The organism is Breznakiella homolactica (assembly GCF_016616095.2).
Classification (GTDB): Bacteria; Spirochaetota; Spirochaetia; order Treponematales; family Breznakiellaceae; genus Breznakiella; species Breznakiella homolactica.
On the sequence record NZ_CP067089.2, the window covers coordinates 2,832,962 to 2,851,941 of the forward strand.

Consider the following 18,980-nt stretch of genomic DNA (forward strand, 5'->3'; position numbering starts at 1 on the left):
CCTACCGGGACAGTTCCAGGGGATCGGTTCCTTCGCTGACCGTGGGTCCCTGGGGATTTTTATTTTCCATAAGAATAGGCTGGTTGGTAGCGTCCAGGGTATCCCGCCAGAGGTTTCCTTCGGGGTCCACGTGGTTCCGCTGGGAAACCGCCGCCTTCATGGGTATGTGGACGAATTCATTGTTGATAAGCCCGATTATGGTTTTGGTCTTGCCCGCCATAGCGGCGTGGACCGCGGCGTTCCCCAGGCGTTCGCAGTAAATTGAATCCACCGGAACCGCCGGAGCGGACCGGATCATATAGCTGGGGTCGATGTATTTAAGATTTATCTCGATTTTTTTCCGGTCAAAATGTTCCTGGATCTGGTCCCTGAGATACCGGCCCACATCCACCATTTTTAGATTCCCCGATTCGTCGGTTTTGACTTCCTTTACCAGCTTATCCTGCATCGCCCCTTCGGCTACTACAATAACCGCGTGGCTCCGCCGCTGGAGCCGTTCCTCCAGGTGGTGAAGCAGACCGTTGGGGCCCTTGATGTCAAAGGGAACCTCGGGAATAAGCACGAAATTGACTTCGTGGCTGGCCAGAGCCGTATGGGCGGCGATAAATCCCGATTCCCGGCCCATAAGTTTGACGAGGCCGATACCGTTGATCTGGGAATGGGCTTCCATGTGGGCGGCGGTAACCACCTCCACGGCCTTATTCACCGCGGTATCAAACCCGAAGGACCGCTGGATAAACGAAAAGTCGTTGTCCACGGTCTTCGGAATCCCGATGACCGCTATCTTAAGATTACGCCGTCCCACTTCCTCGGCAATGTCCAGGGCGCCCCGCTGGGTTCCGTCGCCGCCGATGGCAAAAAGCATATTGAGGTTGAGCCGCTCCATGGAATCAACAATTTCAGTAACCTGCTTCCCGCCGCCCCGGGCGCTTCCCAGAATGGTACCCCCGATTTTGTGGATATCGTCCACCACTTCGGGATCGAGTTCCTTTGTATTGAAACCATATTCCGGGATCAGGCCCTTGTATCCGTACCGGATACCGGAAATCCTGCGCACCCCATAGCGGAACCACAGGCAGCGGACAATGGCCCGGATAACATCGTTGAGGCCGGGACAGAGGCCGCCGCAGGTCACAATCCCGGCGTGTACATGCTGGGGGCTGAAATAGATCATCTCCCGGGGGCCGGCGGCTTCGAAAACCTGGGTTCTGTCGATGGGAGGCTGATCTCCCAGGACAACATCAACGTTATAAAGAACGAATTCATTATCCGTAACGTAATTTGCGATAAAGTCGCCATGGACCTTCGATAGTTTAATCGGGGATTTTACACCGCGTTTGCCCAGTTCTTCCACGGAAAAATCAATCTTTGCACTCATTCACGCCTCCCGAATGCCGCCGCCGTTTGATAAAACGGAGCATTCGATGTTTCAAAATAAAACTCCAATACAGTATAGTCCTCATGCTTGGTACTTTCAATATTCCTAAAAGGCACCGCAGCATGGAGGTACCGTGTATGGGGGTCCTGTCTGAGCATATGGGGTCTGACTCCTGTCTCGGCCTTCGGCCTCCAAAGTCGTTCAGACCCCATATGCTCAGACACCCCGCGTTACCGGTACGACACCATGCTGCAGTGCATTTTCCTGCGGGGGGATGGGATACTGCAGTCACCCTGTGAAAGGTAAATGGCCGAATCCCCGGAAACCGGGCGCATATCACTCCGGAAACACCCACCATCACCCAGCACCCCCACCAAAACAATACACCTGTATTACTATTCCGAAACGGCACAGAAGCATGGTGTGGAAAAGGTAGCGTGGGGTGTCCGGGTACTGAGGGTATGAGCGGCTTTCGAGGCCGCAGGCCGACGCGCCGCCATACCCTCAGTACCCGGACAGGACCCCCGGACCCTGTACTTACCATGCTTCTGTGCTCTTTCAAAAGACGGTAAAAAGGTGTATAGTACACCCAATGGATAACGGTTTTGACGAGCGGTTTGACAAAATCGAAATGAAGCTGGCCTTCCTGGAGGATTTCCTGAATCGTCTCCATGAAGAGGTTCTCCAGCGGAATGCGCTGATGGACCGTTTAGGGGCTGAACACGGGGCGCTGAAGGAAAAAGTTTTCCAGCTGTCCCGGGAAATCGAGGAGATTCCCGACCGGAAGCCCCCGCATTATTAGTATATTATAGGTGGAGGAATATATGCTCGAAGATAAAGTAAAGATCGCTCTGGAAGATGTCCGGCCGAGCCTGCAGGCCGACGGGGGAGATGTGGAATTCGTATCCGTCAGCGATGACGGGGTTGTTTCCCTCAAACTCACCGGCGCCTGTAACGGCTGTCCCATGGCCCAGATGACCCTCAAGATGGGTATAGAGAATTATCTCAAGAAGGAAATTCCCGAAGTTACTTCCGTCGTCGGAGTGTAAAATCCGGCTGATATGCCTGCTCCATCCGCAGTATCTCAATCCCGTTCTACGCAGTTAAATTTTCTCCCGGTTTCCCGCGCCGACATGGATCGGCGGGGCTGGGATTTCTGTGATTTTATTTTCGTGTCCGGGGACGCCTATGTGGACCATCCGTCTTTCGCGGCGGCTATTATTTCCCGCTGCCTTGAGGCTGATGGTTTCCGGGTGGGAATAATTCCCCAGCCGGACTGGAAGGATCCGGCTTCGTACCGGGCCCTCGGAAGGCCCCGACTGGCGTTCCTGGCCGGAGCCGGAAACATGGATTCCATGGTGGCCCATTACACGGCGGCGAAAAAACCCCGGTCCGATGATTCCTACAGCCCCGGAGGCCTTGGAGGCAAACGGCCGGACCGGGCCCTCCTCAGGTATGTTGAAGGCATCCGGGCCGCTTACAAGGATATTCCCGTCATTATCGGCGGTATCGAAGCGAGTCTCCGGCGGTTTGCCCATTACGATTACTGGTCCGATACGGTCCGGCGCTCGGTACTGCTGGACTCAAAGGCGGACATCCTCGTCTACGGCATGGGTGAAACGCCGATCCTCGAAATCGCCCGGCGGCTCCACGCCGGAGAAGCCATCGGAGCTATCACCGATGTCCGGGGTACCTGTGTCCGCTCCCGGGGTAAGCCAGCGTTCACTGAGGATTCCGCTATCGAACTGCCCCCATACGATACGGTTAAAGGCGGTGACCCCGATTCCCTTAAATCCTACGCGGAACATTTTATGGAACAGAAACGCCAGGCCGACCCCGGAACCGGAAAGATACTGGCGGAACAGACCGATGACCGCTGGGTCATCCAGAACCCGCCGGCTTTTCCCCTTTCAAAGGATGAATTCGACCGGGTATACGAACTGCCCTATGCCCGGGAAGCCCACCCCATGTACACCGCGGCCGGAGGAATCCCCGCTTTAAAGGAAGTGCGTTTTTCCCTGACCGCGAGCCGGGGCTGTTTCGGCGGCTGCTCATTTTGCGCCATAACCTTCCACCAGGGCCGGGCGGTAACCGCCCGGAGCGCCGCCAGCCTCGTCAGGGAGGCAAAGGAACTGGCGGAACAGGAAAATTTCAAAGGGTATATCCATGACGTGGGCGGGCCCACGGCCAATTTCTGTACCCCCGGTTGTCCCCGGCAGGACAAAGGCGGATTCTGTCCGGACCGGGAATGCCTGTTTCCTGAACCATGCCCGCGGCTCAGAAAAGACCATACCAGTTATATGGAAAGCCTCAGGCTTCTTCGCAATATCAAAGGAATTAAAAAGGTATTTATCCGGTCTGGGATACGCTTCGACTACCTTCTGGGGGATACAAAAAACGGCAGCCGGTTCCTGGATACGCTCTGTGAGTACCACGTAAGCGGCCAGCTTAAGGTCGCCCCGGAACATATCTCGCCGAAGGTCCTTGCGGTCATGGGGAAAAGCCCCCCGGAAGCCTACGAAGTGTTTAAGCGGCGGTACGCCGAGACGAACCGGCGGCTGGGGCTCAAACAGTATCTTATTCCGTATTTTATTTCGAGCCATCCGGGATCGGACCTGGAAGACGCGGTGGAACTGGCCCTGTATCTTAAGAAAAGCCGGTTTGTTCCCGACCAGGTACAGGATTTCTACCCCACCCCGGGGACGCTGTCCACCGCTATGTACCGGACCGGCATCGATCCCCGGACCATGGAGCCCGTCTCTGTACCCCGGGGAGACCGGGAAAAACGCCTCCAGCGGGCGCTCCTGCAGTTCAACCGGCGGGAGTCAAAAAACCTTGTCCTGGAGGCGCTGAGAAAAGCCGGCAGGCCCGATTTAATCGGCCCGGGACCGGACTGCCTCATTCCCGAAAACGGCAAACCACCCGGGAATAACGGTGTAAGAACCCATAAAAAAACAAACCGCAGCCGTTAGGAGGAGGACCGGCTGCGGTTCTTTTTAAGTAATTCTCATGGCGTTTATACTTATTAAACACCATCCTGGGGGAAAGGTTACATGGACGGATCCGTACATTTTAGGGCGGTCCTTTTCTATTCATGATAGATGTAGTATATTTATCATGTTAGTCTTTTCTAACATTATTCAATCCCTATACTTAAAAAAGGTATTATTATGGAAACTTCAGACATAGTATTTGCCTTCGGGCTTACTCTGATGGCGGGATTGTCCACCGGCATAGGAAGCCTCATGGCGTTTCTTTCCAGGGATTTCAACCCCAAATTCCTGGCTGTCTCCCTGGGTTTTTCCGCGGGGGTCATGATTTACGTTTCCCTGATAGAAATTTTCGCAAAAGCCCGGGATTCCCTCACCGTTGTATACGGAAATAAGCTGGGATATGCTTTGACGGTGGTTTCATTTTTCGTCGGTATCGGAATTATCGCGCTGATCGATAAACTGGTGCCGAACTTTGAAAATCCCCATGAAATGAAGAATCCCCGGAAAAAGGACAATTCCGGGCAGGAGGACGCGAAGCTTAAACGCATGGGGATCTTTTCCGCCCTGGCAATCGCGATCCACAACTTTCCCGAGGGCCTGGCTACATTTATAGGGGCCCTGCAGAACCCAACCCTGGGGGTCAGCATTGCGGTCGCCATTGCGCTGCACAACATCCCCGAAGGTATCGCGGTTTCCGCCCCGATATATTACGCCACCCAAAGCAGGAAGAAAGCCTTTGTCCTGTCTTTTCTTTCGGGACTGGCGGAACCGTTAGGCGCGCTGATCGGTTTTTTCCTCCTCAAATCCATCATAAGCGACGCGTTGTTCGGGTATATTTTCGCCGGAGTCGCGGGAATCATGGTATACATATCCCTGGATGAACTCCTGCCCACCGCGGAGGAATACGGGGAACACCACCTGGCAATCGGCGGTATCATCGCCGGCATGGCGGTTATGGCCGTAAGCCTTGTAATCTTTTCATAGCGGGTTGCCGACAGGAGGCTATTATGGTACAAAATACCATGGAAATAACAAAAGACCGGGTGGCAAGTTTCGACTACACCCTCACAGACAAAGAAAATCAGGTTCTTGATTCTTCTTCCGGCTCCGGACCGCTATCATACCTCCACGGACACGACAACATCATTCCCGGCCTGGAAAAGGTCATGGAAGGCAAAAAAGAAGGGGACACCTTTACGGTGACAGTCCCCGCTGCGGAAGCCTACGGCGAAAGGGATGAACGGCTGGTCATCAATGTGCCCCTGGACCGTTTCGAAGGCGCCGAGGTCGTGGAAGCGGGAATGCAGTTCGAAGCGGAAACCCCCGAGGGGAACCGGATCGTAACCATTACCCGGGTCGCCGACGGCATGGCCACGGTTGACGCCAATCATCCCCTGGCGGGAACCGATCTTACCTTTGACGTGACCGTAGCCGCCGTCCGGGCCGCCACGTCGGAAGAGCTGGAACACGGCCATCCCCACATTGCCGGAGGCTGCGGCGATGACTGTTCCTGCGGTGACGGTGACTGCGGCGGCGGGTGTTCTTGCGGAAATTGAGCGGTACCGAGCCCGGGAAAGGCAAACCAAAACTACGGTTTAAACCTCTTGATTTCGCGGCCATCGGGCTTTCGGTCGCGCTGACGGTTTTCTCCGGGGTGATGGTTTACGCCAAAGCTGCCCCGAAAACCCAGGTAGTGATTGAAAGCTCCGGCAGAAGCTGGGTTTTTCCTCTGGATGCGGAAGAAAAAGTGCAGGTCCCGGGATCGCTGGGGACTACGGTAGTGGAAATTCACAACGGAACGGTACGGGTATTGTCTTCGCCCTGCGACAACCAAACCTGTGTCGCGGCGGGGGAAATCCATTCCCACGGACAATGGGTGGCGTGCCTCCCCAATGGTGTTTTTGTATTAATTGAAGGAACCGGCGATGACGGACAGCTTGACGGCGCAACCTGGTAAGGGCGGCTCAGAGAGAAAAAATGTCGCCCTTCTGGGGGCGTTCTGTTTATTTCTCTCCACCATTGAATACATGATCCCGAAGCCCCTGCCTTTTATGCGGCTGGGCATCGCGAATCTTCCGCTTATGCTGGCGCTGGATATTTTCCCCCTCCGGACATTCATACTCCTGGTGGCCATAAAAATTGTCGGACAGGCGGTCATAACGGGAACGCTTTTTTCGTATATTTTCCTGTTTTCCCTGGCGGGAACCGCCGCTTCCGCGGCGGCCATGTATCTGCTCCGCCGCGGCCTGGGCCCAAAACGCATCAGCTTTATCGGTGTCGGAACCGTCGGCGCCATGCTGTCCAACCTGTCCCAGATACTCCTGGCGCGGATTTTTGTCTTCGGGGAAAGCGCCAAATATATTGCCCCCCCATTTCTGGCCGCCGGTGTAATCACCGGGGTTGCCCTGGGAATATTCTGCGAATATTTTACCGCCCGTTCCCAATGGTACCAGCAGCACCGGACTCTGAGGTAGGCGGCATGAAAAAGCTCGACGCTTTCAGAGCGGCCAGGAAGGAACGGTACCAGGCGCTCTTTACCAGCCGCGCCCTCTTTATCGCCGGCCTCATCATGATGGCGGGTTTTCTTTTTAATCCGTCGCCGGTGCTCAGGGTTTTCCAGTTTCTGCTGTTCTGGTTTTTCGCGTGGCTGGCGGGCAAAAAAAACAATCCCCTGATAACGCTGCTGATTATACTGGGAATCGTGATTTTTAATCTCCTGGTCCCTTACGGGCAGGTTCTTTTTTCAATTGGCTTTTTTAAAATCACCGCGGGAGCGCTGCTTGCGGGGATACAGAAGGCGGTCACCCTGGAAGGGCTCATCATGCTGTCCCGGGTTTCCATTCGCCAGGACCTGCGGCTTCCCGGATCTTTCGGGGCAATCATCGGGGAATCCTTCAGGATCTTCGAACAGATCACCGAACGGAAGCACATAATAACCCGGAAAAACATCATCGGCGGTATAGACCAGCTTATGATTGAACTGAGCAACGAAACGGTTCCGGAGAATAATACGGAAAAAAAACGGCAGCGCACTGGCGCTGCCGGTATCATCATACTGGTTTTTGCGGTTATCCTGGCATGGCTCCCCTGGGTTCTGTTCCTGCCGGTATGGTAATTAACCGAGCTGCCGCCGCGACCGGGCCAGCCCGTCGGCGGCTTCCCGGTAATTCGGATTGAGCCGCACTGCCCGCTCATAGGCGTCCGCCGCGGGCTGGTAATCCTCCAGGGATTCCCGGACCGTTCCGAGCCGGTACCACCATAACGCGGAATTCGGTTCCAGCCGTACCGCCGTGGTATAGGCAATATCCGCGTGATGGTACTTCCGCTGGAGCCGGTAAATTTCCCCGATAAAAAAGTACGCCACCGATACCCGGTCACCCTGGGGCACAGAATCCACGTACCGCTGCATATACTTAAGGGACTGGGCAAAATCATTGAGGTAGAATGAAGCCTCTCCCATGGTTTCTATAATACGGTAATCACTGGAATTTACCCGCAGTCCCCGCTGGCCCCATTCAAGCACTTCCGCGTACTTCTGCTGGCGCTGCAGCGCCCAGGTAAGAACCGTATACGAATCCATATTGGTGGCATCCTGGTTGATCTCATCGAGGCAGATTCGTACCGCCTCATTGTAGTACCGGTTGGCTTCTTCCATACGGCCCTGGTTTTCCAGATCCCGGCCGGCCCGGTAACGCTGCAGGGCATCCGGGCGGCTGGTCTGGGAAAACACCTGCAGTCCGGGAATCAGAAGAAACAGAACACAATACAAACTGATTTTTTTCATATAATTCATATTACCACAACAATCGCAAAATCACTACACACGGATAATCCTGTTATTTCAGAAGTGTATTGATCGCCGCGGCGGCTTTACGCCCTTCTCCCATGGCAAGAATAACCGTCGCAGCGCCGAGAACGATATCCCCGCCTGCGTACACACGGTCCAGGGATGTTTTCTGGTCTTCGTTTACTATGATCCGGCCCCTGCGGTCCACATCGAGATTGTCCGTGGTTTTGGTCAGGAGCGGATTTGATTCATTGCCCAGAGCCACGATTACCGTATCGCAGTCAAAGATATATTCGGATCCGGCAATCGGTACGGGGCTCCTCCTCCCGGAGGCATCGGGCTCCCCGAGTTCGTATTTTTTTACTTCCATTCCCGTGACCCTGCCCTGGTCATCCCCCAGGATTTTTTCGGGGTTCCTGAGGAAATCGAATACGATCCCCTCTTCCATGGCATGCTCCACTTCTTCCGCCCGGGCGGGCATCTCATCCCGGGTCCGGCGGTAGATTACATGAACTTCCGCGGCTCCGAGCCGGAGCGCCATCCTGGCGGCGTCCATGGCGACATTTCCGCCGCCGATGACCGCCACAATCCGGGATTGGTATATAGGGGTCGCGGACTTTTCCGCGTCGTAGGCTTTCATAAGATTGGCCCGGGTCAGGTATTCATTGGCGCTGAAGACTCCAACCAGATTTTCTCCGGGACAGCCGAGGAACTTGGGCAGCCCCGCCCCGACTCCGATAAAAACAGCGTCGAATCCGTCTTCTTCCATAAGCTCTTTTACCGTCCGGGTCCGGCCCACCAGGAAGTTGGTCTCGATGGAGACTCCCATTTTTTTGAGAATATCGACTTCAGCCTGGACAATAGATTTGGGAAGCCGGAATTCCGGAATACCGTAGACCATGACTCCGCCGGTTTTATGGAAGGCCTCAAAAATCGTCACACGGTGACCTTCCCGGGCAACATCCGCGGCAACGGTGAGTCCCGCGGGGCCTGATCCGACAACGGCAACCTTTTTACCGGTTCCCGGTTTTACCTCGGGAACCGTTACTTTGTTATTTTCCCGTTCCCAGTCGGCCACGAACCGTTCCAGCCGGCCGATGGCCACCGCGTTATCTATACTTTTCAGGCTTTTGCCCACGGTGCATTCAAGCTGGCACTGCTTTTCCTGAGGGCAGACCCTGCCGCAGACCGCCGGCAGAAGATTGGTTTCCTTAATGGTGTCCGCCGCGGCTTTGAAGTCACCTTTCTGAATTTCCTCGATAAACCGCGGAATCGGCACCTGTACGGGGCAGCCCCTGACGCAGGGCGCGTTTTTGCAGCCCAGGCACCGTTCGGCTTCCAGGCGGGCCTGGCATTCACCGTACCCCAGGGCTACCTCGGAAACGTTTTTTCCCCGGGCCGCCGGATCCTGGGTTGGCATTTCCTGGACCGGAATCGCAAGCCGTTCTTTGGGACTGATGGTTCCTCCGGCGGCTTTTTTCGCCAGGATAGGCTCCAGCAGCCGTTCCGCATCGCTGTTCAGTTCTTCTTTAGTCTTCATTTCGCTGCCCATGGTTTTCTCTTATTTCCCGCCGGGGGCCGCGTGGGGCTCAATGCCCAACCCGATGTGGCAGGTGTGGTGATCCCGGTCTTCCCGGTCCTTGTATGACCGCATACGGATCATCATATTCTCAAAATCGACTTTATGGCCGTCGAATTCCGGCCCGTCCACACAGACAAATTTCGTCTCTCCGCCCACGGTTACCCGGCAGCCGCCGCACATTCCCGTTCCGTCGATCATAATGGTATTGAGCGAAACCATGATGGGAACATCGAATTCGGCGGTGGTTTTTTCACAGAATTTCATCATTATCGGCGGACCGATGGCGATACTCATATCCGGTTTGGGATCGGCTTCACAGAATTCCCGCAGAGGCTCCGTGACCAGGGCTTTCCTGCCGTAGGAACCGTCGTCGGTGACGATTACCAGCTCGTCGGCGTACTTCCGCATCCGGTCCTCAAAAATCACGAGCTCCTTTGTCCGGGCGCCGATGATGACCTTAACCGTATTGCCCGCTTCCTTCATGGCCTGGACAATAGGGAACAGCGGCGCCACGCCGATACCTCCGCCGACACACACCACGGTGCCGAATTTTTCTATATGCGTGGGATTTCCCAGAGGACCGAGGACATTCTCAACGGAATCACCGGGGCTGAGTACGGCCAGTTTATGGGTACTGGCCCCCACGGTCTGGAACACCATGGTTATGGTTCCAGCCGCGGGATCCGCGTCGGCGATGGTCAGGGGAATCCGTTCTCCCCAGTCGGTATCGATCTGTACAATAAGAAACTGCCCGGCCTTCCGTGATTTGGCGATCAGGGGCGCCTCAATGGTCATTTCGTACACGTCCGCGGACAGCTGCTTTTTGGAGATAATTCTGTTCATGGCAATATTGTACGGGTATATCCGGGGTTTTACAATATGCGGGGGGAGCACCGAGTCTGACAAGCCGGAAAACACCCGTGTATACCGGTGCCGCGGGTCCTGTCATAGAATAATGGGTTTGGCTCCTCAGCGGCCTGCGGCCTCGAAAGTCGTTTTATACGAAAGACCCGGGGCTACCGTTGCGGCCCGGGTGCTTTCCGGCTTAACCGGCTCGGTACTACCCGTTCGCGGGAGGGCTGCTCCCCCTGACTCCAGCCTCCTCACGGCAAACCGTCCCGTTTTGCCGCTCCGGGGGCTTCCGTCACCCCCACTTCGGGTTCCCCGGTCCGGCGGCCTAACCACCTATACCCAGCCTTCCCCCGCAAACCGGGGCAGCCGCAGTCCCATATTCCATGGAGAAAAGGCAAAGCAGCATGGCGCCGTAACGGTAACACGGGGTGCCAGGCTGCTTTGCTATATCCCCAGGGTATACTGCGGCGGCCCCGGCCGGTACACTTGAGGATATGACCGAATCAGCATGGAAAGCTTTCCGCGCGGCAAAACGCCGGTACCGGAATTACACAGTAAAACTCGCCGCCGCGCTGCCGGAACTGGAGGCAGCCCAGGTAAAGCTTATCGCGGCCCGAAGCGGCGGCACGTACCCACTGGAAACACCCCTGGTGTATAACGGAGCCCTGGATGATGTCGGACCCGGAGATGACATAAAAATAATTCTCGTGGCGGACAATCCGGGAAAAAAAGAGCAGGCCGCGGAAAACCGGCGCTACCTGGTCGGGCCTTCGGGGAAAATAGCGGACCGGTTTTTTAAAAATAACCCCAGCCTGGGAATCGACTTCAGACGGAATGTTATTATCCTCAATAAGACCCCGATCCACACCCCCCGGACCGCAGAACTGAAGGATCTGGCCGCCCTCGGCGGGCCCCGGATCATGGAAGCCATTAAAACATCCCAGGTGACCATGGCAGAATCCCTGTACGAATTCCACCGCGCTCTGGCGCCGGCGGCGGTATGGATCATAGGATACTCGGAAATGAAAAAAAACGGAATTTTCGATGTATATACGGATACCCTTCAAAAACTGTACCATCCCGGGGAACCTCTCCGGAAATCCGTATTTCTCTACCGCCATTTCTCCATGAACCAGTTCACTGTAGATTTTAACCGGCAGCATAACCCCGGGGAAACAGCTAAAAAAACATTGCAGCGGATCGGAAAAGCCTACCGGGAACGGATATTACACTGGTAAGAAGGAATTTGACAGGAAAAAAGAATAAAAGAAAATAGTAATAGCAGCAGAAAAAAAATCCTAGCAGGTTTTTTGCCGTAAAAGTAATTTAGAAAAGGAGGACAGCATGAAAAGATGGAAAACAATCGCATGGATAATTGCCGCGGCAGTTATGCTGGCCGGGATGGCGGCATGCAAAAGCACAATAGTCGAATTCACCCTGGCCGGGACCACATGGAAAAATGAGGCTATCACGGGCTACAAATTATATTTTGAATTCAAGTCCGGAAGTGACGGCAGTTGGACCCGGACCGATAGCGGCGGCAATTCAACATCCACCCCTTTTACGTATGATTATGACAACGATGACAAAACAGGTATTATTACGTATGAGGGAAGAGACTATACATTCGCATTGTCCGGGGACAAGGACAGCCTGACCGTAGACGGATGGATATTCAACGGGCAGGGAGTAAGAACCTTCTATCTGGATAAGCTGTAATTTTTCAGCGGATACCGTACTGTCTCCGGGCATCATTTAAGCGGCGCAAATTTATAATCCCCCGGGAATTGACAATTTCCCGGGGGATTTTTTTATACGGTTACCCGGCTCTCGCCGGCGAGATTTTTTACCCATTTTTCCTTTTTCAGGAGATGCCGGGCAATAAAATATTTAATGATATCCGTCAGCTTGAGCACCGCGTACATGGCCACGGGCCCCCAGTTGGTAAACCAGGCAAGCAGGAAGGCACCGGGAATAAACAGGAGCGTATTAACCGATACATCCGTCCACATTCCCAGGGCCGTATCGCCGCCGGCCCGGGAAATGGCAAACTGCGAATTAAGCAAAGCCCAGAGGGGCATGTACACAAGAATAACCGCTACAAGGCCCATGGTTATTCTGCGGGCTTCGGCGCTGAGGTTTCCAAAAACCAGGGGAATAATTATGATTGAAAACAAAGCCCCCAGGATTGCCACGGCAAACCCGCCGACCACAGCCCCGGACTTGATCCACTGAGCCCGTTTCCTGGCTTCGTCAAGTTTTCCGGCTCCCAGGGTTCCTCCGATTACCACCGCGGTGGTGGCGAAAATACCGTTGAAAACAAGAAAGAAAATATTGGCCATGGTCCAGCCCGCGGCCATACCCGCCACGACTTCGGCGCCGCCGCGGCCGTTGTAGAGCGCGGTGATAACCGTTTCCGAGGTAACCCAGGACGCTTCGGACATGAACATCATCGCCGAGCGGATCAATATTTCTTTGACGAGATGCTTATTGACCTTGAGTATCTCTTTGAACTTCACGTAAAATACGGTCTTTTCCCTGTTCACATAGATAACAAATACGGTAACTTCAAAAATCCTGGCGAGGATTGTCGCGTACGCCGCGCCATTGACTTCGAGGCGGGGCGCTCCCAGGTTTCCGTAAATGAGGAACCAGTTGCCGATGGTATTGACCAGGGTTGCCAGAGCCGAAATCAGCAGCGGAATTTTCGGACGGCTGATTTCCCGGAAGGAGGTCCCGATTGCGGTGGATACGGACTGGAACAGGAAGGTGAACGACACCAGCCTGAGATAGGTTGCGCCGATAGGAATTATGGCGTCCTGGGCGGCATTGCCGTGGGTCATCATCCGCAGCATGGGTTCGGGAATAACCCAGCAGAGGATCAGGTACAGGGTTGACGCGGACAATCCGAAAATCACCTTGAAGCGGTAGGCATGTTTCATGCCTTCGGTATTCCCGGCGCCTTTGTACTGGGCCAGGTAAATCCCGCCCGCGGCGCTTATGGCGTTGATAACCACAATGCAGATAAAGTTAAGCTGGTTTGCCACATTAACCGCGGCCATGCTTACATCCCCAAGGCCGGCAACCATAAAGTTGTCGATCAGGGATACGAGACTCATAATCAATTGCTGGAGCATCACCGGAACTGCGATATTCAGAGCTTCCCGGTAAAAGCTGGCGGGACCGAAACGTTTCATGATTCTTCTTTCTTTAGCTGGATATATGTATGTGCTATATACTGTATGTTCTTCTACCTTATTTATGCGGCCGTAGTCAAGAGATTTGCGCCGGCGGATTGAGCCGGTCTCTGCAGAATTGGGCCGTACAGAAGGAACACGTGGTATACGGAACAGCGGAAGTAAAATAAATACCCGAGGTTGTTTTGTTCGGCACCATGACACATTCATCCGTAAGGGTCACGCCTATGGCGCCGCGGATATCCGGAAAAAGCATAAAGAGCTCTTTCTGCTGCCGCAGGCTCCAGTAGGAATCGCCCCCGGATCCCGGGTTAATGGCATACAGGGGCCGTTTACCGGTTTTTTCCTCAACATAGCCGCGGAGGTATTCTTCAGCCTGAACCATGACGGCGCCCTTGATCATGTCCAGCCAGTAATACGCCAGGGAATCAAAATCAGACAGCGGCAGGGATTCAAGCTCATCTCCGCAGGTAACCACAAAAGGGAAAACCCGGCCGCAGTCCTTAAACAGCACGTTTAGGACCGACCCCGGGAAGCTGACGCCGTTTAGGGTAAGGACCTCGTCTGAGCAATCGGCCCGGACATCGGTGTATACGGCTTTGGGCCTGACCAGCGGAAATACGGCCTCCGCAAAACGGCGGCCTTCCCCGGACAGTTCGCTGCCGCGGCTAAGGCACGCTTCATCAAGAAAAGATTCTATCGGATATTCCCAGGGAATGTCCTTTAAAATGTTCATGGCATATATACTCCATTACACATCAACCCCCAGGACATTCTTCAGGAGCCATCCAATAAAGAATGAAAGGGTTGCGACACCCAGGCTGATGACAGTCATCTCCAGGAAGCGGCGCCTAAAATTTAAATCCTTTGCGGTAGCTAGATAATAATTGAAAATAAAAATGATGAAAACCGCTGTAACCAGGGTTATTCCCAGGGCAATGAATTTATTTGCGATAAGCAGAAAAGGAAGAATAAGCAGCGCCACGGTTACGATGTAAGCGCCTCCGGTATACAGGGCGGATTTTACGGCCCGGGGATCGCCGTCGGCCCGGCAGGACAGATACTCCGATGCCGCCATGGAAAAGGCGGCGGAAATACCGGTGACCAGACCCGCCAGGGAAATGACCTTTGTTTCACCGAGGGCCAGGGTAAACCCCGCCAGGACCCCGGTCAGTTCCACCAGGGCATCGTTGAGGCCAAGCACAATGGAACCTACGTACTGGAGAAGTTCTTCATCCAGCATAGCCAGGAGTTTCTTTTCGTGCTCCGCCTCATCCCTGCTGATCTGCTCAAGTTCCGGAAACGCCTCTATGAGGCCCGCGTACCGCTTTGACGCGGTTCCTTCGTTTTTTTCCATCCGTTTAAGCACAAAGGTAAATCCCAGCAGCCGCGCCATGAATACGGTTTTGAATATTTTAAACCTATCCGGTTTTACCGTGATACCGGTTTTGCCTTCCCAAAAAGCAGCATGTTCTTTTTCCGCATCCGCCACGGAACGGAGCACATCCGCGTTATGGGAATCCTTGCACAGTTTAGCGAGCTCGGTATACACGTGGCATTCGGTTATTTCCGCTTTCTGGGCGCGTATAGCGGCTTTGAGCATTTTTTCATCGGTGATTTTTATCACTGAAGTATCCTCCTCCGGCGCAGGCCGTATATTTACATGCCTTTATCATCGGCAGAAAGCGGGGATATTTCAAAGAGACCGGGAATACCCGCGGCGGGAATCTCCTGACCCCGCCGGGTATCCGGGCTACATCAGCAGTTCCAGGTCAATTTCGGCGGCGATACAGGGCATGGCGGTGCCCCAATTTTCCAGCACCTCGGGATGAATCTCACCGAATACACCGGCATTGCTTCCATTATAAAGAATCATTGCCGCCCTCCCCGGGATAAACCGGGGATCGTCGGATTCCTCCAAATCATAGTCCCTGGAGAGATAGTAAAAAAGCGTCTGCAGCTGGCTCGCGGCGGTATTGAAATTAGCCTCCGGGCCCGCGTGAAGGAAGCCCATATACTGGTGGGTTTGGGTACCGTAATTCTCCCCGCTGTCCCTGTATGCGACTTTCCCTACTTCGAAAATTTTATGGGGATATACCGCGTGGCCGGAAACGGATTCGCTCATCATCAATGAAGCCAGCACCGAGTCCCGGACGTATTCGTAATTTTCGGTCATGGGATTGGAAATCCGGATTATCCGGTCCCCGGCGCCCCGCATGTTGTCCACCAGGTCCTTCCGGGATCCGAGATAGTTGTAGATCATTTCCTGGTAGCCCATGCCCACGAGGCATTCCTTTACCTTCCGGCTGAAAATTGTCACCGGGGTGAGACGGCCTATGGTAAAGTCCCGGGGCGTTTCCGGAGCGAAAGCGGCCAGAGTCCGGCCGATCATAATATCCTCAACCACATCCGCGGCATGGAGAAAGTCGTTCCGGTATTCCGGAGGGTATACCAGGATCCCGTCACCCTGGGCCTGGTCTCCCCGCTCGGCGGCCGCCGCTGCTTCGGCCCGGCAGCCCATACGTTCCATGGCCGCGAGGCATTCCGCGGAATTCAATGTATCCCCGAGAAATTTCTCAACCCTGGAAAGCGAACAGAAGACCGGTTCCTGGAAATAGAAGGGAGTCGTCACGGTACGGCCCATGGGCGTATCAAAACTGTATTCAACCTCCACCGGTTCTATCGTATAGCCCTGGTCGGCGAGATCGCAGGCCATGATTGAGGCGGCCAGAGTTACCGAAGGCTGGTCCGTGCCGGTGAGTTCAATAAACAGATCCGTATCACCAACCTGGACCGCGCCGATATCCGCGGAATTAATAATGGGAGGATACGAAAGGATGCCGCCCTTGGAATCGATCAGCAGCGGATGCAGGGGTTCGTGTTCCTGGATAAAACCGTACTCTTTTCCCTTGGGATGCTGCTTAAGGATCTCCCGGAGCGTCAGGGGCGTTTCCCACTGGAGCGGGACAAAGGAAACCTTATCGGGATCGACCGCCCGGTAAATTATGGGCCATTCGATCTTCGCGATCCGGTACAGCCCCATGGAAACACTCCGCCGTTTACGGCCGAAATTCCAGGCTAACTTTTCCTGGGTCTGGATCATGTCCTTGAGGGATGAATCGGTAACGGCTTTTCCCGACGCGATAAAGCCGGTCAAATAAGGCCGCACCTTCTGTACGCTGGCCTCAACCACGACTTTGCGGGACGCCGGCTTTACGGCACCGGCTTTCGAAAAGAAGGGGTAATCCGGCCGTTCTGCGCCGCCGTGGACGCGGAGCTGCCGGGCGCAGCCGGCGGCGGACCACAGATCCGGCCGGTTGGTATCGTTCAGTTCGATCTTAAGGGTCCGCTCCTCCGCGGGCAGGCTTTTGTCTGAATCCTCATCCAGTTCAGCCTTGGCGCAGGTAAGGGCTTCCTCGAAAGCCTCCGTCGAATCCCAGCGCCGTCCCACCAGAGAATAAAACAGTTCTTCGTTGACTTCTATCTTAGGCATGGCGTATCCCTTTATGCGTCCGCCCGGCGGAGCCGGACATTTTCAATATCATTGCTGAATAATTCCCGGAGGTCGTTGAGGCCCAAGGCCATGAGGGCCATCCGGTCAATACCGATACCCCAGGCGGCCACCGGAACGCTGACGCCCAGGGACTGGGTCACCTCGGGCCTGAAAATCCCGGAACCGCCCAGTTCGAACCAGCCCAGCACGGGATGTTTGATATGGACCTCCACGGAAGGTTCGGTAAAGGGGAAATACCCGGGAACGTATTTGACATCCTTGGCGCCGGCGACTTCCACGGCGAACATTTCCAGGAATCCCAGAAGCGTCCTGAGGTTGACTTCCTCCCCGAGGACGATTCCCTCGGTCTGGTAAAAGTCCGAAAGATGGGTCGCGTCCACCCGGTCGTACCGGAAGCAGCGGGCCATTCCGAAGTACTTTCCCGGGATCTTTGCGGTGGGCAGCTGCTTCGCCGAGAGCACCGTTCCCTGGCTCCGGAGTATAAGCCGCCGGGTAAATTCCCGGTCAAAGGTATAGTTCCAGCCGCGGCTGCCGGTTTTGCCGCCGTTCTCATGGGCCTCGGCAATATTCGACAGCCAGGGTTCTTCAATGGACTGGGCCTTTTCCGGCTCCGCCACGTGGTACACATCGTGGATATCCCGGGCGGAATGGAACTGGGGCATAAACAGCGCGTCGGAATTCCAGAATTCCGTTTCCACCAGAGGGCCGTCAAATTCCTCAAATCCCAGGGAAACGAGTTTATCCTTTACATCCTCGAGGAATTTCGCGTAGGGGTTCGTCCGGCCGACAATGAGCCGGGTGGGCGGTACCTTGACGTTATAGGAACGGAAAGCCCTGCCCTTCCATGATCCGTCGGAGAGCATTTCCGGAGTCAGAGTCCCGATTTCGTCACCGGTGATTCCCGCGGCATCCAATGCCCCGGCAAGTTCATCCCGGACAGCGGTAAACGCAAATACTACGGTTTCCCGTTCAATTATTCTGAAGGGTGAACCTGAAGCTCCCCGTTTTTTGGAAATCCCGACAATGGCGACCCGCTCCGCCTGGGAAAGGTCATCGTTGGCAAGGATATAATTCGGGGCGGCATGGGCTTTATCCAGAAGCCCCCGGACGATCGGAAACAGCTGGTCGGCTTCAGCCCCAAAGGGTTTGCCGCTTTCCATCATCTGAGCGGCACGCAGAAGAAACACCCGTTTTGCCCCGTTCATGGCGAAGATCCCAAGCTTCGAAAGAGTACCGAAGGCGCTGCCCACATCCTTGTTGTCCAGGCCCAGGGCCTGGGCAATATCCGGCAGGGTAATTTCCTTCCTGTTCCGGACGAGCTCAATCATCCGCTCCTCGGGGGTACCCTTTTCCTTCCATTCCCGGCCAAGCTCGGTGAGTTCGTAGTAAATCCGCATCTCCCGGCGGAGTTCCTGTACGATTTCCTTGCTCTGCAGCCAGGAGAGGGCCTGGTTTCCGTTTCCGGGTTTGAAGCCAAGGTCGGATTCCACTTTCTCAATGGTCAGCTCGTCTCCGGATTTGTAATGCCGGATTATGCGGACCTCCAGGGGATGCAGATTTTTTACGGTACTTTGAATATCCATGAAAACTCCCGTTATGGAAAACACCCCGCAATGGTACAGGCGGCGGTATTCGGTTGTTCAGTATTTCAACAGCATACCAATTATAATCGATTCT

General features: G+C 54.8%; 19 protein-coding genes. 10 read left to right on the plus strand and 9 right to left on the minus strand.

Annotation, left to right across the window (positions count from 1 at the left end; genetic code table 11):
- Position 1 precedes the first annotated feature (1 nt).
- A complete protein-coding gene (locus JFL75_RS12810) occupies positions 2-1,378 on the minus strand; it encodes an ATP-dependent 6-phosphofructokinase (RefSeq protein ID WP_215627069.1) in 1,377 nt (458 codons plus the stop codon).
- Positions 1,379-1,970: 592 nt separating this feature from the next.
- Here JFL75_RS12810 and JFL75_RS12815 point away from each other — a divergent pair.
- From JFL75_RS12815 to JFL75_RS12850, 8 genes are all read left to right on the plus strand, one after another.
- A complete protein-coding gene (locus JFL75_RS12815) occupies positions 1,971-2,180 on the plus strand; it encodes a SlyX family protein (RefSeq protein WP_215627070.1) in 210 nt (69 codons plus the stop codon).
- 22 nt (positions 2,181-2,202) lie between these two features.
- Complete coding sequence (locus JFL75_RS12820) at positions 2,203-2,427, plus strand: NifU family protein (protein WP_215627071.1); 225 nt, start codon at positions 2,203-2,205, stop codon at positions 2,425-2,427.
- Positions 2,428-2,439: 12 nt separating this feature from the next.
- Complete coding sequence (locus tag JFL75_RS12825; protein WP_215627072.1) at positions 2,440-4,350, plus strand: YgiQ family radical SAM protein; 1,911 nt, start codon at positions 2,440-2,442, stop codon at positions 4,348-4,350.
- A gap of 198 nt (positions 4,351-4,548) precedes the next feature.
- A complete protein-coding gene (gene zupT, locus JFL75_RS12830) occupies positions 4,549-5,355 on the plus strand; it encodes a zinc transporter ZupT (protein ID WP_215627073.1) in 807 nt (268 codons plus the stop codon).
- Positions 5,356-5,378: 23 nt separating this feature from the next.
- Entirely contained in the window at positions 5,379-5,927 is a 549-nt protein-coding gene (locus tag JFL75_RS12835) for an FKBP-type peptidyl-prolyl cis-trans isomerase (RefSeq protein WP_223292647.1), read from the plus strand.
- The gene (locus JFL75_RS12840) at positions 5,915-6,328 is read left to right on the plus strand and encodes a NusG domain II-containing protein (protein WP_223292648.1); all 414 of its coding nucleotides are present in this window, start codon (positions 5,915-5,917) and stop codon (positions 6,326-6,328) included. Before JFL75_RS12835 ends, JFL75_RS12840 begins: the two co-directional genes overlap by 13 nt.
- Positions 6,297-6,845, plus strand: a complete 549-nt coding sequence (locus tag JFL75_RS12845) for a Gx transporter family protein (protein WP_215627074.1) — start codon at positions 6,297-6,299, stop codon at positions 6,843-6,845. The genes JFL75_RS12840 and JFL75_RS12845 overlap by 32 nt, the downstream gene beginning before the upstream one ends.
- A 5-nt stretch (positions 6,846-6,850) precedes the next feature.
- A complete protein-coding gene (locus JFL75_RS12850; protein WP_215627075.1) occupies positions 6,851-7,486 on the plus strand; it encodes a DUF8519 domain-containing protein in 636 nt (211 codons plus the stop codon).
- On the opposite strand, the gene JFL75_RS12855 is transcribed toward JFL75_RS12850, so the two are convergent.
- From JFL75_RS12855 to JFL75_RS12865, 3 genes are read right to left on the minus strand one after another with little or no spacing between them, the layout of a single operon-like run.
- Positions 7,487-8,155, minus strand: a complete 669-nt coding sequence (locus JFL75_RS12855; protein WP_215627076.1) for a tetratricopeptide repeat protein — start codon at positions 8,153-8,155, stop codon at positions 7,487-7,489.
- A gap of 52 nt (positions 8,156-8,207) precedes the next feature.
- Entirely contained in the window at positions 8,208-9,710 is a 1,503-nt protein-coding gene (gltA, locus tag JFL75_RS12860) for an NADPH-dependent glutamate synthase (RefSeq protein ID WP_215627077.1), read from the minus strand.
- Between the two features lie 9 nt (positions 9,711-9,719).
- Positions 9,720-10,583: a sulfide/dihydroorotate dehydrogenase-like FAD/NAD-binding protein gene (locus tag JFL75_RS12865; RefSeq protein ID WP_215627078.1), complete on the minus strand. Its 864-nt coding sequence runs from the start codon at positions 10,581-10,583 to the stop codon at positions 9,720-9,722.
- A 503-nt stretch (positions 10,584-11,086) separates the two neighbouring features.
- On the opposite strand from JFL75_RS12865, the gene JFL75_RS12870 reads away from it, so the two are divergent.
- Positions 11,087-11,830, plus strand: coding sequence for a hypothetical protein (locus JFL75_RS12870; protein ID WP_215627079.1), 744 nt, complete (start codon positions 11,087-11,089; stop codon positions 11,828-11,830).
- Positions 11,831-11,936: 106 nt separating this feature from the next.
- A complete protein-coding gene (locus JFL75_RS12875; RefSeq protein WP_215627080.1) occupies positions 11,937-12,311 on the plus strand; it encodes a hypothetical protein in 375 nt (124 codons plus the stop codon).
- Between the two features lie 92 nt (positions 12,312-12,403).
- Here the strand turns inward: JFL75_RS12875 and JFL75_RS12880 are convergent, their stop codons facing one another.
- From JFL75_RS12880 to pheS, 5 genes are all read right to left on the minus strand, one after another.
- Positions 12,404-13,789 (minus strand): MATE family efflux transporter, encoded by a 1,386-nt coding sequence (locus JFL75_RS12880; protein ID WP_215627081.1) that lies wholly within the window; start codon positions 13,787-13,789, stop codon positions 12,404-12,406.
- A 76-nt stretch (positions 13,790-13,865) separates the two neighbouring features.
- Complete coding sequence (locus JFL75_RS12885) at positions 13,866-14,525, minus strand: vitamin B12 dependent-methionine synthase activation domain-containing protein (protein ID WP_215627082.1); 660 nt, start codon at positions 14,523-14,525, stop codon at positions 13,866-13,868.
- A 15-nt stretch (positions 14,526-14,540) separates the two neighbouring features.
- The gene (locus JFL75_RS12890; RefSeq protein WP_349629686.1) at positions 14,541-15,416 is read right to left on the minus strand and encodes a VIT1/CCC1 transporter family protein; all 876 of its coding nucleotides are present in this window, start codon (positions 15,414-15,416) and stop codon (positions 14,541-14,543) included.
- Positions 15,417-15,542: 126 nt separating this feature from the next.
- Entirely contained in the window at positions 15,543-17,282 is a 1,740-nt protein-coding gene (pheT, locus tag JFL75_RS12895; protein ID WP_215627083.1) for a phenylalanine--tRNA ligase subunit beta, read from the minus strand.
- 11 nt (positions 17,283-17,293) lie between these two features.
- On the minus strand, positions 17,294-18,886 hold the full coding sequence (gene pheS / locus JFL75_RS12900; RefSeq protein WP_215627084.1) for a phenylalanine--tRNA ligase subunit alpha: 1,593 nt from the start codon (positions 18,884-18,886) through the stop codon (positions 17,294-17,296).
- Positions 18,887-18,980 lie beyond the last annotated feature (94 nt).